Below are 17369 nucleotides of genomic sequence, written 5' to 3' on the forward strand. Positions count from 1 at the left end.
GTCACTTAAATAGCATGAATTATGTCCATTAGCGACTACCTTCTACTTTTTAGCATGAATTTTGTCCATTACACCTATTTTAATAGAGTAACCGCATAAAAAAGCCCCAGCTACTAATAGGTAGCTGGGGCTTTTACAATATAAAAGATAGTGCAATGACTATTAGGCATTGTTTAGCTGACGAGCCGCTTCTAGAGCAAAGTAGGTCAAGATACCATCAGCGCCAGCACGGCGGAAGCCAATCAGCGACTCCAAAATCACTGCATCACTTAACCAACCGTTCTGAATGGCTGCCATATGCATGGCATATTCGCCTGAGACTTGATACGCAAAGGTGGGTACGCCAAAGGTATCTTTGACTTCACGAATCAAATCAAGATACGGCTGACCAGGTTTAATCATGACCATATCTGCGCCTTCGTTGATATCCATAGCCACTTCATGTAGCGCCTCAGCACGATTGCCAAAGTCCATCTGATACTGTTTCTTATGGCCACCTTTTAGGTTGCCAGCACTGCCGACGGCATCACGGAATGGGCCGTAGTAAGCAGAAGCATATTTGGCTGAGTAAGCCATGATAGCCGTATTCACAAAACCTTCTGCTTCAAACGCATCACGCATGGCCTTGATACGGCCGTCCATCATGTCACTAGGAGAGATGATATCTGCGCCGGCACGCGCATGTACCAGCGCTTGCTTGACCAGTACTTCGATGGTTGCATCATTGATGACGTAACCGCTGTCATCAAGTAGACCATCTTGACCATGTGAGGTATAAGGGTCTAGCGCTACATCAGTCATGACGACCATTTCTGGCACAGCGTCTTTGACCGCTTTTATCGTACGTGCAGTCAGGGCGTTTTCGTCATAAGCGGCGCTACCATCTGGTGTTTTCAAAGCGTTATCAATCACAGGAAAAAGGTCGATGGTCGTGACACCTTCTGCTAGTAACTCTTTAGCATAGTTGATTAGCAAATCAATCGATAAGCGTTCAACGCCCGGCATACTAGCAATGGTTTCGCGCTGGTTTTCGCCTTCTAATACAAAGACAGGGGCAATAAAGTGTTTAGGGTGCAGCTCTACTTCACGAATCATTGAACGTACATTGTCGTTGTAGCGCAGACGACGTAAGCGAGTGGCAGGGTATTGACGGTTAAAGGTATAGCTCATAATAATTCCTTATGATTGTTTTAGGGCGTGTCCTCATTTTAAAAATGGTGATAAAAATGAGATAAATTGCAGTCAAACAAGGAAAATAGCGTAGATAATATCGGGATATTAACCAGCTATTTAACGATGTTTGGCAAAATTTAGCCATTTTTAGCCCGTTTAGATATGATCAATTGAATTGAGGACACGCCCTAATAGTTATCATGTTACATGGTTAAAATAATATCGCTATAAGCGGTATTTTATAGAATTAGCTTATCAAAATCTTTGCTTTATAAGTGGCTATAAATAAAGAGAGCCTGCATAAAGTGAGCCTACTATAACCAAAAGACGTCAATAAAAGCAAAAAGCCCCACCACGTTAAGTCGGTAGGGCTGATAGTACGTATCGACTGTCAATGTGATGATAGAGCTGCGTCATCAAATTAAGGCTGGGTCATTTAAGGCTCAACAATCTGGGTCACAGGAACTTGCTCAACACTATTGTTATTGAAGCGAGTCTCTTCAGTGACCACGCCGACAGCGGCATCCTTTTTACCATCATCATTCACATCGACGATAGCAGTCGGTTTGAAAGTAGTCGTTTCTACCGCTTGCGACTGTTTAATGGCGACCGCTTCTTGCGGCGTAGTCACACGCGCTGAACCAGCTGCTTTAATGGCATTTGTCGCTTTGGTTTTTGCACTAGTAGCAGTTCCAGTGACAATCTGTGCCAAGTTGGTGTGCTGCGGTACAGGAATGACAGACGGTACATCAAGGTTCGCACCGCCACCAAGCGCTTGGTACAACTCAATCTGGCTAACGATTTTCTGTAGCTCTAAATCTAGGATGCCTTGCTGAGTAGAGAACAGTGAACGTTGCGCGTCAAGTACGTCTAAGTAATTGTCCAGACCTGCTTTGAAGCGCGCATCTGCTATCTGATATGTCTGCTCAAAATTATCTTGCAGACGATACTGCGCCTCTAACTGCTCACCGAGCGTCGCACGTGTAGCAAGTACATCTGACACTTCGCGGAATGCCGTTTGAATAGAGCTCTCATAACTAGCAAGCGTTTGCTTACGTTCAATTTGAGCCACATCATAGTTGGCATCTAGACGACCTGCATCAAAGATAGGGACGCTCACGCTAGGTCCAAATGACCAGCCAACGGCACCGTTTTTAAACAAATCATTTAAGCTGCCGCTACTGACACCCACACTACTGGTCAAGCTAATAGATGGGAAGTAAGAGGCACGGGCCACTTCGATATTCGCACCAGCCGCTTTTAGATTGTATTCCGCTTGTAGTACGTCAGGACGATAACGTAGTAATTCACTTGGTAGACCGGCATTGAATATCTGCTGGCTGGTGATATTGCTGACAGCAGGTGTTGGGATAAGCTCGTTTGGAATAGCGCCACCAACTAAATACTGCAATGCATTGCGTGATTGAAGAACGCTAGTCTGTGCACGTAATACGGCAAGCTTAGCACTTTCAAGAGAGGCAGAAGACTGTAGTGAAGGTAGTTTAGGATCGATACCTGCTTCAAAACGTTTATCCGCGATAAATAGCGAACGCTCACGACTCTCAACTGTGGCTTCAGCCAGTTTTAACTGCGCTAAGCTATAGCTTAGGTTAGCGTAGCTTTGGGCAATATTACTAATCAAGCTGATTTGGGTCGCATCTTTGGCTGCTGTCGTCGCCAAAAAGTTCTGCAATGCTTGATCTTTTAAGCTTGAGATTTTACCCCAAAAGTCGAGCTCGTAATTGGCAAGGCCCAAGTTGACACTGTAGCTACTACTAGCGTTTCGATCAGTACGATTCTGTGCTGAGCGAGTATAACCAGCACTGCCGTTGATAGCTGGTAAGTCGTTAATATCGGTAATCTGATACTGTGCACGTGCTTTTTCAATCGCTAGGCGCGCACTTTCAAAGTCTTTGTTTTTTTCAAGACCGAGAGCAATCAAACCTTTTAGCCGCTCATCGCTATAAAAATTCTGCCAGCGTTGACTGGCAATGCTTGCTTGGTCAGCACTACTGACAGTCTCTTTATCAAATGCACCGTAAGATTGCTGCATAGGAATATTTGGCTCTGCTAGCACAGGACGCATATCCGCTTTTGGAATGGTGTTACAAGCGGCCATGCTGATTGCCAATGCAGTCAGCCCTAACAGGCGGCCACTGTTTTTGCGCAAACGAGATAGTGCTGGCTGCGCATCGATAGCTGTCATAGCTACCGATGACGAGTTGATGATAGATGTTTTTTGAGCACTCATTGTGTATTGTCTCCAAGACTTGCAGGCTGATAACTCTCAGAAGGTGTTGGGTTGTACGAGTCAGGCGTACCATTGCCATCATCTTTATCGTTTGGTTTATTGTTCTCATATTTATGCGGGAACGCACTACGTACCCAGATATAGAACATTGGGATAAAGAAGATACCTAAGAGGGTTGCTGTGATTACCCCACCAACAACACTAGTACCGATAGCGTTTTGACTGCCTGAACCTGGCCCATTCGCCAAGAATAATGGCACAACACCCAAACCAAAGGCAAGTGAGGTCATGATAATCGGACGCAAACGCTGGCGTGCTGCGGTCATGACGGCCTCTCTAAGACTGTATCCTTCCTCTTGGTGTTCTTTCGCAAATTCAATAATCAAGATGGCGTTTTTGGCGGATAGACCAACGACAGTCAGTAGACCAACCTGCAAGTAGATATCATTGGCAAAACCACGTAGCCAGGTAAATATCACTGCACCCAATACCCCAAGTGGAATAACTAGTAGCACAGAGACAGGAATGGACCAGCTTTCGTACAAAGCTGCCAAACATAAGAAGACAACTAGGATTGAAAGCGCATAAAGCATTGGCGCTTGGGCACCTGATTTTTGCTCTTCCAATGACATACCTGTCCACTCGTAACTGATACCCTCAGGTAGCTTGTCTATCATCGCTTCCATTGAGCTCATTGCTTCACCAGTACTTAGACCTGGTGCGGCACTACCTTGAATGTTCATTGACGGTAGGCTGTTGTAACGAGTAAGACGCGGTGAGCCTGACTGCCACTCACTACTAGAGAAGGCATCAAACGAAATCATATCATTCATGTCATTTCGTACATACCACTTACCAATGTCATCAGGGTTGGTACGGCTGCTGGCTTCACCTTGTACATAGACACGTTTGATACGGCCACGATCGATGAAATCATTAACGTAGCTTGAGCCCCACGCTGTTGAGATAACGCTATTGATATTGCTTAGTGACAGGCCATAAGCCGCCGCTTGTTCTTGATTGATATTTACTTTAAGTTGTGGCGAATCTTCTTGCCCGTTAGGACGGACGCCAGCTACTTGATCGTTCTGTGCCGCCATACCTAAGAGCATATTTCGGGCTTCAAGTAGCCCGTCATGTCCGAGGTTACCACTGTCCTGAATCATTAAGTCAAAACCACTGGCATTACCAAGCTCGGTAATTGCTGGTGGGACGATGGCAAATACTTGTGCTTCGTTTAGCTGAGTAAAGAAATACCCCATTGCTCGACCAGCGACAGCTTGAGCGGTGTTTTCATCGCCCGAGCGTTCCTCCCAGTCTGATAAGCGCACAAACGCCAGACCCATATTCTGACCTTGACCTGCAAAACTAAAGCCTGCAACGGTAAAGACAGAGGCAATGTTGTCAGTCTCTTGAGTATCGTAATAGTTTCTAACTTTATCCAATACGTCTTGCGTCTCATCTAACGTAGAGCCAGCTGGAAGCTGTACCAAGGTAAACATAATGCCTTGATCTTCTTCTGGTAAAAACGAGCCTGGAATACGTAAGAACACGACCGCCATAATACCGATGATGGCTGCATAACCAATCATGTATAACCATTTAAAACGAATACTTTTGCCTACAAAGTTTTCGTACGAACGGCTAAGTTTGAAGAAGCCGCGGTTGAACCAACCAAAGAAGCCTTTTTGCTTTTCGGTACTGCCTTTTTCATGACTTTTGCCACGTTTCAGCAATGTCACACATAGGGCAGGGGTAAATACAAGCGCGACCATGGCAGAGAGCACCATGCTGGTAATCAGCGTGATAGAGAACTGACGATAAATCACACCTGTTGAGCCACCAAAGAAGGCCATCGGTACGAATACTGCAGACAAGATAAGCGCAATACCAATAACGATTTTACTGATTTCACCCATTGACTGGATAGTTGCGTCTTTGATAGAGATGTGAGGATCTTCTTCTAGTATTCGCTCGACGTTCTCTACAACGACGATCGCATCATCGACCAGTAGACCGATGGACAATACCATGGCAAACATGGTCAATACGTTGATACTAAAGCCAGCAACGTATAGTACTGCAAAGGTACCTAATAGAACGACAGGTACTGCAAGCGTTGGAATAATGGTTGCGCGCCAGTTCTGTAGGAAAATGAACATGACGATAAATACTAAGACAATGGCTTCGATAAGCGTATGTACTACTTGCTCAATAGATAGACGTACAAATGGCGTTGTGTCATAAGGAACAACTGATGCTAGACCTGTTGGGAAGTTTTGCTCCAGCTCTGCCATACGTGCGCCAACCGCTTCGCGAGTTTCAAGCGCGTTAGCACCGCCCGCAAGCGAAATACCAAGACCGGCGGCTTCTTGTCCATTGTAGAGAGAGACAACGCTATAGTTCTCACTGCCGATTTCGACATCTGCCACATCGCCTAAGCGTACTTGTGCGCCTGAGGTATCTGTTTTTAGTAGAATGTTTCGGAATTCTTCAGGCGTTTGAAGATAGCTTTGCACCGTGACCGTGGCATTGATAACCTGTTGGTCGGTATCAGCAGGTGCTTGACCTAACTGACCGGCAGATACTTGCGCGTTCTGCGCTCGTATCGCATTGACCACATCTGAAGGTATCATGTTGTAGCTACGTAGGCGTGAAGGGTCAAGCCATACACGCATCGCATAAGTAGAGCCAAAGACTTGAACTTCACCCACACCCTCTACACGACTGATCGAATCGACGACATTAGAGTTAATATAATCGGCAATATCTGCCCGATCCATGGTGCCATCTTCAGAAATAAATGCTTGCACCATCAAAAAGCTGCTAGACGATTTATTGACGTTGACACCTTGACGCTGAACAGACTCAGGCAAGGAGCTCATCGCTGCTTGCAGTTTGTTCTGTACTTGTACTTGAGCTGTGTCAGAGTCGGTACCGTTTTCAAAGGTTAGCGTCACAGACGCACTACCATTTGACGAGCTCGACGATGACATATACATCAGACCATCTAGGCCTTTCATACGCTGCTCAATGATCTGTACCACTGAGTTTTCTACGGTTTGCGCATTGGCACCAGGATAGCTTGCACTGACTGAAATCGTTGGTGGTGCGATACGTGGATATTGTTCAATCGGTAGATTAATAACGGATATCACCCCGATGAGCATGACCAAAACAGCCAGCACCCATGCAAAAATAGGGCGATTAATAAAAAAACGTGACATAGTGTATCCCTAAGTCTTCCTGTCTTGAATGGAATTAGTTGGCAGCGGCTTCTGTTGGTTTTTCGGTAGAAGTCTCATCGCCAGCTGGCTTTTTATCCATCGTTTTTGCGGCTTGCTGCGGCGTTTTGGTATTAGGCGCATTCTTTGCAGCAGCTGGTGCTGGATTTGCACTTTCTAGTGGTTTGGCGACCACTTCTTGGTCAGGCTTGACCTTAGCACCACCAATCACAACCACTTTGTCACCTGCTTTCAAGCCTTCAGTGACGACCCATTGTCCATCGTAAGTACCATTAATGGTGACCGGACGTACTTGGATTTTATTATTTTCGTCAACGATATAGACTTGCGTCTCACTCTTCGGCGTACGGGTGACCGCACTTTGCGGAACAAGGGCTGCATTGGTAATAACGCTCTGCGTCAAACGTGCTGTGACATACATACCTGGTAGCAGGATGTTATTGCTGTTTGGGAAAATAGCACGCAAGGTGACAGCGCCTGTTGACTCATCAACTTTGGCTTCAGACAGTGCAAGCTTACCGCGTACTGGGTAAACAGAACCATCTTCTAGTACTAATTCAACTGAGTTCATACCTGGCTGAGCAGTACCATCTGCGATCTGCTGACGAAGCTTGAGCAACTCAGAAGAAGACTGGCTGATATCGACGTAGATAGGGTCTAAGCGTGAAATAGTCACCAATGGATCTGCTTGACCAGCACTGACTAGAGTACCAGCAGTGACGCTTGAGCGATCCGTACGACCGGTGAGAGGCGCACGCACGATAGTACGGTTCAGATCCAATGTGCTAGCATCAAGACCAGCTTTTGCAGTTTGAATGCCTGCTTTTGCGCTTTCGATACCGGCTTGTGTCTGACCAACAGCAGCAGCGGCGCTTTGTACCGCGGCCTGTGCGGTACGTACAGCCGTCTGTGCTTGCTCATATTGCTGCTGTGAGATGGCGTTGATACTGACCAAGCCTTGTAGACGCTGCAAGTCATTTTGCGCTTGAGCCAATGACGCTTGTCGGCTGACTAACTCAGCTTTTGCATTGGCATTGTTTGCCAAAGCTGTCTGATAGTTAGCCTGTGATTGCTGTACGGCAGCTTGGCCACTCGTTACAGATGAGGCATAGTTGTCGGTGTTGATGCGATACAGTGGCTGACCTTTCTTGACGTTACTTCCTTCACGGAATAGTACTTCGTCAATCACACCGTTGACCTGTGGGCGGACGTCAGCAGTTTGATAAGCTGCAGTACGTCCAGAAAAAGTTTGTACTTGAGGGACGGTATCGAGAGTGACTGTTTGAACGTTGACAACCGCGGGCGGCATTTGCTGCTGTGCGGCTTGCTCACCAGCGGCGTCCTCGTTTTTGTCACAGCCAACCAGTACAGCTCCAGATAGTACAGATGCTATTACAAGCGCAAGATAAGAGTGCTTCATCAATGTCCTCGGCAATATATATAAATAGTGACAGTATAAAAATCGATCAATAAGTTTGGCGTACTGAATATAAGAGTCTTGCTAATGCTAAATAAAAAGAATAAATAGCCTAAGCTAGCATTATTTATTCCAGTTTCAGATTATTCCGTTAGTGAAATATGACTAATAGAAAATCTGACATCGATATGGATTAAGTATCGAAAGAATTATTTAGCATTAATTGTTTAAGCAAACCACAGAATGGATTAATAAATTTAATGAGTCATTATAAACTATTGGGGTAACCCCACAGTCAAGTAGTTTGCGATACGAGCTGGACCGAAAAGCGGTAATATTACAGTTTACGAATTAATAGATTGCCGTCATAGTAAGCGTCGTCTCTATTAACAGCTAATAGGACCATGCACAACCTAGTATCAAAATATATTGTAAACTTTTGTTATAAATCTAAAACCCTATAGTAATTAAGGTTTTTAAACGATAGAAAATCGACTTTGTCAACAAAATGACAATTTTAGCAACCCCTAATTACAGTCATAAAAAATAACTATCAGTATCTCTCTAACAAACGTCATCAAACTTTGACCGACTGTCCAAAAAGCCTTATACGATTATAGTACTGCAAGAATGTATGAAACTTAAAGAAAGGTAACGATTTGGCTGACATGCTAGTTTTTGAGAAGGTACTTCTTAATTTATGAGCTTCTTATTCATCAATTGCTAAAGAAATTTGCTAAAAAGCCATGCTAAAAAGCCATGCTAAAAAATTCTGTCAAAAAAGAGTCGTCTTAATTAGTTAATAACACAGACGACTCAGCGTTAATTATACTAATCGGGCGCTAGCGAGTTCAGTCAATTGATATAAGCCTGTACGATAACGGTTGTCTGGTAGCGTACTAAGGGCATCTTGTGCCAGTTTAGTTTCTTCTAGAGCGCGCTGCTTACAATAAGCCAATGAGCCAGAACTACGTACCAATTCAATAAGCTGTTCAGCATTTGGTGTCTTACCTGTCTGAACGGCAATACGTAACTGCTCATAGCTTTCAGTGTCGCTGTCTTTGAGTAGCTCGAGTGCTTTGATAGTCGGTAGGGTAGGTTTGCCTTCAGCAAGATCATCGCCTAAGTTTTTGCCCATCACTTCACTGTCGCCACTATAGTCGAGCACATCATCGATAATTTGGAACGCATTACCAAAATGCTGTCCGAAATCGCCCAATGCCGTCATATATTCTGTCTTGTCTTGCAAGATAGCAGCACCTTGGGTCGCCATCATGAACAGGCGTGATGTTTTGCCATCGATAATACGTAAGTAATCTTCCTCTGTTGCGGCAGGGTTATGCTGGTGCTGTAGCTGTAATACTTCGCCTTCGGCAATGTCACAAGTCCCATCAGAGAACACTTGCAACAACGGCAAGCTCTGAAAACCAACCAAGAGATTAAAAGCACGAGCAATCAGATAGTCACCGACCAATACGGCAGTGGCATTGTCCCACGTCGCATTCGCCGTCGGCTTTCCACGGCGTTGCCCTGACTCATCAATGACATCATCATGGACTAGGGTAGCGGTATGTAGCATTTCAGTGATAGCAGCTAGATGCATGGCCTTTTCTGATGGGTTATCATCAAACATACGTGCGCAGAGCAATGTAATCAGCGGACGCATACGCTTGCCACCAGCATTGATCACATGTTGCGAGACGCTCATGACGAGTTGTACTTTTGAGTTCAAACTGCCAAACACTTGCTTGTCCATTACCTCAAAGTCATTGGCTACAATACTTTGAATATCAGCATAGCTAGGCGTCGATTGAGAGGCAGGCACGGTATTCTTTAAAGAGGTACTAGTCATAATAAATAGTCATATTAATAAGAGTAAAGAGAATTGTTATAACCTTGACTTTATCTATCTATAGGTAAGGTATTATTTCGCTTATGATAGCATAGCTATCTGCTTAAATTGTTGGTTAAAGTATATAGCACAAGTAGGTCAAGCGTATGATATTCAGGGCTTACTATGCCTATTGAATAGAATAAAAACGATAAAAAATGTCTTATGTTTTACAGATATATTCTCTAGCGCATTTTAAGCTTATTGGTCACATAAATTATTCATAAAAGGCTGTAAGTAACTGATTGCATAAGTTATAATGACCGCTGTTGGGCTTAATCTACCACTTATCATTACTATTTCTCATGTTTATATTCGTATTGTCGTTTATCGACTTTCCTTGATGAGCAGCCGTTATAGCTAAATGAGAGATGGTCATTAGTGTAACCACCTTGCAAAAACAAGAGGCGCGGCTTGCTTTTATGAGCAAAAAGCCGTAAAATCTTGCCTTTAATTTTTCCCTGTCGTGTTCGTCGTAAAAGCGTTGGTATAACATCAGCCACGGCACACGGGTTAAACGGAGTCATACAATGTACGCAGTAATCAAAACTGGTGGTAAACAGCACCGTGTAGTCGTCGATGAATTGCTTAAAGTTGAACTACTAAAAGCAGAAAAAGGCGAAACAATCAAATTTGAAGACGTGTTGATGGTTGTTGACGGCGATAACGTCAAAATCGGTCAGCCTGTTGTTGACGGCGCTAGCGTAGAAGTTGAAGTTGTTGAGCATGGTCGCGGCGAAAAAATCCGTATCATCAAGCACAACCGTCGTAAGCATTATCACAAAGAACAAGGTCACCGCCAATGGTACACCTTGTTAAAAATCAAAGCGATTAATGCCTAATTATCCATTTAGCAATTATTGCTAAATAGCGCACTAAATGCTTAAGAGTTATCGCATCAGCGATAAGTCAAATTAACAAGGAGATTTTCTCATGGCACATAAAAAAGCTGCCGGTTCGAGCCGTAACGGTCGTGATTCAAACCCAAAAATGCTAGGCGTAAAAATCTTTGGTGGCCAAGCTATCACAGCTGGTAACATCATCGTTCGTCAACGTGGTACAGAATTCCACGCAGGCGAAGGCGTTGGCATGGGTCGTGACCATACTTTATTTGCACTGAATGACGGTGTTGTAAAGTTTGCGACCAAAGGTAAATTTAACCGTCGTTATGTTACGGTTGAAAACGCATAATTATCTATTTAGATCGTTTTATTCTTTGGATAGAATAATCAGATAATTAAAAAAGCCCTTACTGCCTTATGGTAGTAGGGGCTTTTTACGTTTGTGGGGTACCGTAAGATAATGATAAGAATTAAGGAATGATATTTTGAACAATATCACTCAACGCTAGTTCTTAAAATATACTGTAGTCAGTTCAATATAATTTCGATACAAGGAAACCGAGTGCAAGTTATACATTAGTATGCTTAGCGAGGATGACGATGTAGCGGATTTATATAGACTTGACTATATTACAACAATTTTAACTAATATCCTTTTATGAAAGACGGCTAGTTTGAATAAAAGATTTGATGAGATAGTAAATGAATCGTAGATAGGTTTGAAGGAAAAATGAAAAAACAGCACTATATTTCTCATAATACCATGCTAAATATCCTTAATGACTTATCACCTTTTAAATACATCTATCTCTATGGATTCGTGCTCGTGTTTTTTACGCCGTTAATGTTTGGAAATTATTTCTCGGATTTTGCGGGAATAACACCCTTCGCTCAATCCATGGAGCTAGCCTCGGGTAGAGTAAGACTGTTGAGTGACCTTACAGTTTTGTACTTCATAATGATTTTTATTGCTATAACAGCTGCTTATTTTTTAAAAGGATTGTCATTCGAGGTTGTCAGAGAATTTAAACTGGCTGCAAGAAATTCAGATAAGTTGAATCATGAAGTGGGAGAAAATCCCAAAAGATCTATCTTTATAACTGCATCGCTACTTATCGCTATCAACTTAGGCTGGATTTGGTTTTTTGGTTTTACGTCAGCGGGTAACTCTAACGTAATGAGAAGTTATTTAGAGGGAACTGAAACTTTCATCATCATGGCTATTTTTTTAGGATTTCTAGCAAATTTTTATCTATTAATTCATGCATTATTAATGATGGAAGGCAGGAAGCACGTTATCTTTTAAGGAAAGCATTAGTCATAATAATGAAATTGCTTACCAAAATTGAGATGAGCATTCGGTTGTAGCAGACATATTTCTTGCTCTTTTATACTGTTAACTTAGCTACTTAAAGGTTTAGCTGTATTTATTACTTCGGTTTTGCCAACTAACGATGCTAAATGCAAACTTTTACCGTGTAACTGTATTGGTTACAAGCGTGTATGGCAGCCGTAGTAAAGATTGCAAATCATGACTAGGCGCGTAATAAAAAAACTGGCACACTGTTGCCATTGCTGATGGTTACCAGCTTTAGCTTGGTAAAATCAGTATTTATAGAAAACAAAAATTTCAATAGAATATTTTATTTTTAGCGACAATTTTAAAGCGATTATGCTTTTTTAGAGAGGATTTATGATGAACTTATCTACGAAAAAATCAACCAAACAAAAAATGATGAGTGGTGCTTTAGCAGGTGTATTAATGACATCGCTAGGTATCGCAGCGCCAATGATGGCATTGACTCAAACAGCCACAGCAGCTCCTGCTGATAACCTAACAGCTGCTAAACGTCTGAACAAATTGCTGACCAATACCAAGAGTATGACAGCCAATTTTAGTCAAACGACTAAAGGCGCGAGTAGTGGTACGTTTACAGGCTCTATGAGTGTCCAACGTCCAAATAATTTCCGCTGGGAAACCAAGTCACCATCAGAGCAACTGATCGTTGCTAATGGTAACTCTATGTGGGTTTATGACAAGGATTTAGAGCAAGCGACTAAGCAGAATGTTGACAGTCAAGTAGGTAATACACCAGCCTTGCTACTGTCAGGTGATCCAAGCAAGATTGATCAAAACTTCAAGATCACTCAGCCATATGACAACAAGAACTACTATGTACTCTATCCTAAGTCAGACAGTGCAAGTTTCAAAAGTCTTTCAATAAGCTTTAGTGGTGGCAAACCTGTCATGATGGTATTGAATGACACCCTGGGACAAACAACCTCTATTAAATTTAGCGGTATCAAGATGAACCCAAGTATTGGTAGCAGTCAGTTTAAATTTACACCACCAAAGGGTGTTGACGTTATCAATCAGTAATTAACCGATATATTGCTAGGTTTTGATATCAGTTCAAAATCAGCAACGTAATAAAAAGGATAGATCCTATGCGGTCTGTCCTTTTTTGTGTGAGTAACTATAGTTTGTTCAGCAGAAAACTTAAGACATGGATCGTATGGTTTCCATATCTGGCATAGGTGGTAGTTCATCTAAATGGCTTAATCCAAACGCACCTAAAAACTGCGCAGTAGTATGAAGCAATGCGGGACGGCCTAGAGTATCTTTAAAGCCTTTCTCCACAATCCAGCCTTTATCAAATAACTGGCGCAGTATATTGCTCGATAATGTCACTCCGCGCACATGCTCGATATCACTGCGTGTCACAGGTTGTTTATAAGCAATGACACTTAGGGTTTCAAGTAAGGCTTGGCTCAAGCGTTCCTGACGCTGCGGAAAAATACGCTGAATTAGACTGCTATAGTCATCAGATATCTGTAAACGATAACCGCTGGCGGTCTCATGTAGCCTAAGCACACCTGTATCTAAGCGTTGTTGCAGCACTTCCAAGGTTTGCTTTAATTCTTTAGTAGATAATGACAAATGTTTCTTTAATGCGTGAGCGGTCAGCGGTGCTTCTGATGCATGCAACAGTACTTCAATACGTTTACTCATCTCTTCAAGAGAATTATGCTGCGCTTCAGCTGATGGTGATGTAGTCATAGTTGTTGATTCTAGGGTCTCATCATGTTGCTTTGGGTCTTCAATATCTACCATCTAAAGTATGCTCTTATTTCAATATTGTGATTTTAATAGAGAGTAGTCTAAGAGACAGTCTTAGAGCCTACTAGGCTAACCACTGTAATGTGAGATTTGTGGATTCATTATTCATATTAGTCTGATCAGAATTATTGGAAACAGAGTTGACGACACCGCTATCTGTCTCAATAGTGACCACACCAACTAACTGCCGCTTTATAAGCTCAAGTACGGCGACAAAACTCACGACCACGCCTATTTTACCTTGTGCCTTATCCAGTAGCTCATAAAAGGAGCGCGCCCCATCTGTACTTAATTGTCTGCTAATACTGGCAATACGATCGGCAAGGGGTACTGCATCAACTTTGATCGTATGCATTTGATAGTCAGGCTGTAACTGCATTTTAAATAAGCTATCAATCAGCAAGTTAGGTGAGTAGCTTGGCAGTTCCGCATTCATAACGTCTTGACCAGGCATACTAACCATGGCCAAAAACACATCGCGCTCTAGACGTACTAGATTGTCTAGGCGCTGACTGACCACTTTGATTTGCGCGTATTCTTCGAGGCGTTCGATCAGTTCTGCTTTTGGGTCACGCTCATCGGTAGGGGTATCAGGGGCAGGTAATAGCAGTTCGGTTTTGATAGCGATAAGCGTTGATGCCATAAGAAGATAATCACCCGCTAATTCAAAGTGCTCGGTATCCAATTCACCGATATAAGCTAAGTACTGCTCAGTGATAGGCAAAATGGGCATTTGGGTCAAATCGACGTTGTTCTTTTTGACCAAATACAATAGAAAATCCAATGGACCAGCAAATTGCTCTAACCAAATAGCAAAGGCTTGCGGTGGTACATACAGGTCTTCTGGCAAATGCTGCACAGGCGTTTGATAGATACGCAGCGACATATCATGGTTGACTGATTCATCATGCTCGCTCTGATTGTCTGTAAGCTCGGAGGTTGAAGCAGCCATGGCAGATAAGGCGGCTTTAGACAAAGCCGCCTGCTTGGTGTTTGGTTCAGTTTGCACGTTTAGCACCCGCTTTGATAATAAATTGCGTCAGTGAAACGACTATCCCAGCAACGGTTATTTAAGCTTAGCAAGCGGACGGATGCCGATAGCACGGCGAGCTTTTTCTAGTTGCTTACGACTATGACGACGGGCTTTATTTGCACCCATCTGCAAGATCTCTTCTAGCTCTTTTGGATTGGCCATTAGCTCTTCGTAACGTGCACGGAATGGCGCGACTTCATCATTAATCTTATCAAATAGAGCTTGTTTTGCATCACCCCAGCCAATACCAGCGGCATAACGCGCACGCATATCAGCAATCTCTTCAGCGGTCGCAAATGCTTTATAAATCTCAAAGATAGCTGAATCATCAGGATCTTTTGGCTCATCAGGTAGCTGTGAGTTAGTCACAATTTTCATGATGGCTTTATGCATTTGTTTTTCAGGACTGACTTGTGGATTTGGCTCACCGAAGAGGGGAATCGTATTGCTATAGCTCTTACTCATTTTGCGGCCATCAAGCCCAGTAAGCAGCGGTATATCGTTATCAACGACTGCGGACGGTAACGTAAAAAGCGATTTATAACGATGATTAAAAGTACCTGCGATATCACGCGCCATCTCGATATGCTGCACTTGGTCACGACCAACAGGCACGTGGGTCGCATTAAACATCAAAATATCAGCCGCCATTAGCACTGGATAACCAAACAGACCCATGGTGACACCTTGATCAGGATCGACATCGGCTTTCTCTGTATTGATATCAACGGCTGCTTTATAGGCATGGGCGCGGTTCATCAAACCTTTGGCACATGAGCAGTTCAAAATCCAAGCAAGCTCTGGAATTTCAGGTACGTCTGACTGACGGTAGAATGTCACACGCTCTGGGTCTAGACCACAAGCAATCCACGTAGCGGCAATGGCTCTAGTCGATTCATGAATGATAGCAGGGTCATAGCAGCCGATGATGCCATGGTAGTCTGCTAAAAAGAAAAACGCTTCATGATCACTGTTTTGAATAGACTCAATCGCTGGACGAATCGCACCAACATAGTTACCCAAGTGCGGAATACCAGTTGGTTTGATACCAGTCAGAATACGCTTAGCTTCGGTTGAAGTATCAGAATTTTGATTGTCAGGAGTACTTTTATTGCTCATGGAAAATCCGTTATTTTGTTTATCAAATTATTATCAGTGCATAGCTAAAATGCAAAATATTAGCCGCAAAGTATAGCAAACTTCACCAGTATTTTTGGGAATAAAGGCTTACTTATAGATATCAGTACGACCGTTTGGCCCATGTTTGAAGCGGCGATGGAACCACATCCACTGGGTGGGATCAATACGAATGAGTCCTTCTAAAACTTCATTGACCCGAGTGGCATCAGCGACTTCATCTTTACTTGGATAGTTGTCTAATTCTGGCGTAATTGTTAAATGATAATGGGGACGTTTACCACGCGGCAAGTTGTCAGGCGTTTGCCGATAAGTATGCAATGCCATGACAGCTGGTGGCTTTGCTTTGCTACCCAGTTTTGCCATGCGACGCGATGCAGTGATAGTCGCGGCGGGCACACCGAAAAATGGTGCCATGACCCCTTGCTTAAGGCCATAGTCTTGGTCAGGAGAGTACCAAATGACGTGTCCTGCTTTGATAGAAGTAACTAAGCTTCGCATATCACGACTAGAGATTTGCTTACCAAATATATTGGTACGACCATTATAGATAAACCAGTCCAGCAAAGGGTTGTTTTGCGTACGATACATACAATCTACTGGGAAAAACTGCGCACATAATAGTCCACCCAAATCTAGCATCGTATAATGTGCACCGAGCAGGATAACTGGTCGCTGCTCATTTTGCGCATTAACAATATGCTGTAGCCCTGAAATGGAAACAGTTCTAGTAAATATATTTGGCCTGAACCAAGCGCATAACGTTTCAAACACACCAATGCCTTGATTGACAAATACTTGCTTGGCCATTAGTTCACGTTCAGCTTCGGGCTTTTCTGGAAATGCCAGCTTCAGATTGATTAGCGTATCGCGTCTACGCGAGCCAGCAGCTTTATAAATCAATATACCAAGCTTACGACCTAGCCAAAACTGCCAACGTAGTGGCAGATATATCATTGGTAGCATTATTAAGAATAATAACCAAATGCCCCAATTCTTTGGTGATAAAAACTGCCACTGAAATGGCTTGTTATCTGCTTGCGCTGTACGCTTATGATTTTGGGTAATTGTCGGTGTGCCAGCAGGTATCGCAGGCGACTTAGCCGACTGTTTCATGCTAGGCGGCACGCTGCTATTGGCAGATGGTTTGCTAGGGTCAAATTGTTCTGGCGCTTTCATAATATCCTTCTGCAGCACGGTTTGAGGCATCATGGCAAATAATAAAAAGTTACTGATATGATGGGGTAGCGTTTAATGCT

Annotated in this window: 13 protein-coding genes; 4 read left to right on the forward strand and 9 right to left on the reverse strand. The window is 43.2% G+C overall.

Going from position 1 to position 17369, the window contains the following annotated elements; genetic code table 11:
* Positions 1-162: 162 nt before the first annotated feature.
* The 5 genes from hemB to I3254_RS03540 form a co-directional block, all read right to left on the reverse strand.
* Complete coding sequence (hemB, locus tag I3254_RS03520) at positions 163-1170, reverse strand: porphobilinogen synthase (RefSeq protein ID WP_101206356.1); 1008 nt, start codon at positions 1168-1170, stop codon at positions 163-165.
* 439 nt (positions 1171-1609) lie between these two features.
* Entirely contained in the window at positions 1610-3424 is a 1815-nt protein-coding gene (locus I3254_RS03525) for an efflux transporter outer membrane subunit (RefSeq protein ID WP_238051201.1), read from the reverse strand.
* On the reverse strand, positions 3421-6651 hold the full coding sequence (locus I3254_RS03530; RefSeq protein ID WP_238051202.1) for an efflux RND transporter permease subunit: 3231 nt from the start codon (positions 6649-6651) through the stop codon (positions 3421-3423). The genes I3254_RS03525 and I3254_RS03530 overlap by 4 nt, the downstream gene beginning before the upstream one ends.
* Positions 6652-6685: 34 nt before the next feature.
* A complete protein-coding gene (locus I3254_RS03535) occupies positions 6686-8089 on the reverse strand; it encodes an efflux RND transporter periplasmic adaptor subunit (RefSeq protein WP_238051203.1) in 1404 nt (467 codons plus the stop codon).
* Between the two features lie 823 nt (positions 8090-8912).
* Entirely contained in the window at positions 8913-9938 is a 1026-nt protein-coding gene (locus tag I3254_RS03540; protein WP_238051204.1) for a polyprenyl synthetase family protein, read from the reverse strand.
* 569 nt (positions 9939-10507) lie between these two features.
* Between I3254_RS03540 and rplU the strand changes: the two genes are divergently transcribed.
* From rplU to lolA, 4 genes are all read left to right on the forward strand, one after another.
* The gene (rplU, locus tag I3254_RS03545) at positions 10508-10819 is read left to right on the forward strand and encodes a 50S ribosomal protein L21 (RefSeq protein ID WP_057761012.1); all 312 of its coding nucleotides are present in this window, start codon (positions 10508-10510) and stop codon (positions 10817-10819) included.
* A gap of 91 nt (positions 10820-10910) precedes the next feature.
* Positions 10911-11168, forward strand: coding sequence for a 50S ribosomal protein L27 (rpmA, locus tag I3254_RS03550; protein ID WP_021813611.1), 258 nt, complete (start codon positions 10911-10913; stop codon positions 11166-11168).
* 381 nt (positions 11169-11549) lie between these two features.
* Complete coding sequence (locus I3254_RS03555; protein WP_238051205.1) at positions 11550-12125, forward strand: hypothetical protein; 576 nt, start codon at positions 11550-11552, stop codon at positions 12123-12125.
* Positions 12126-12512: 387 nt separating this feature from the next.
* On the forward strand, positions 12513-13199 hold the full coding sequence (gene lolA, locus I3254_RS03560; RefSeq protein WP_238051209.1) for an outer membrane lipoprotein chaperone LolA: 687 nt from the start codon (positions 12513-12515) through the stop codon (positions 13197-13199).
* Between the two features lie 120 nt (positions 13200-13319).
* Here lolA and scpB read toward each other — a convergent pair whose 3' ends face one another.
* From scpB to I3254_RS03580, 4 genes are all read right to left on the reverse strand, one after another.
* A complete protein-coding gene (scpB, locus tag I3254_RS03565) occupies positions 13320-13880 on the reverse strand; it encodes an SMC-Scp complex subunit ScpB (RefSeq protein ID WP_238051225.1) in 561 nt (186 codons plus the stop codon).
* Positions 13881-14004: 124 nt separating this feature from the next.
* Positions 14005-14826 (reverse strand): segregation/condensation protein A, encoded by an 822-nt coding sequence (locus I3254_RS03570; RefSeq protein WP_238051227.1) that lies wholly within the window; start codon positions 14824-14826, stop codon positions 14005-14007.
* Positions 14827-15006: 180 nt separating this feature from the next.
* Positions 15007-16092 (reverse strand): tryptophan--tRNA ligase, encoded by a 1086-nt coding sequence (locus tag I3254_RS03575; protein ID WP_238051211.1) that lies wholly within the window; start codon positions 16090-16092, stop codon positions 15007-15009.
* 108 nt (positions 16093-16200) lie between these two features.
* The gene (locus I3254_RS03580) at positions 16201-17289 is read right to left on the reverse strand and encodes a lipid A biosynthesis acyltransferase (RefSeq protein ID WP_238051213.1); all 1089 of its coding nucleotides are present in this window, start codon (positions 17287-17289) and stop codon (positions 16201-16203) included.
* Between the last annotated feature and the right edge of the window lie 80 nt (positions 17290-17369).

This window comes from Psychrobacter sp. Ps2, from assembly GCF_022129405.1.
Taxonomy (GTDB): Bacteria; Pseudomonadota; Gammaproteobacteria; order Pseudomonadales; family Moraxellaceae; genus Psychrobacter.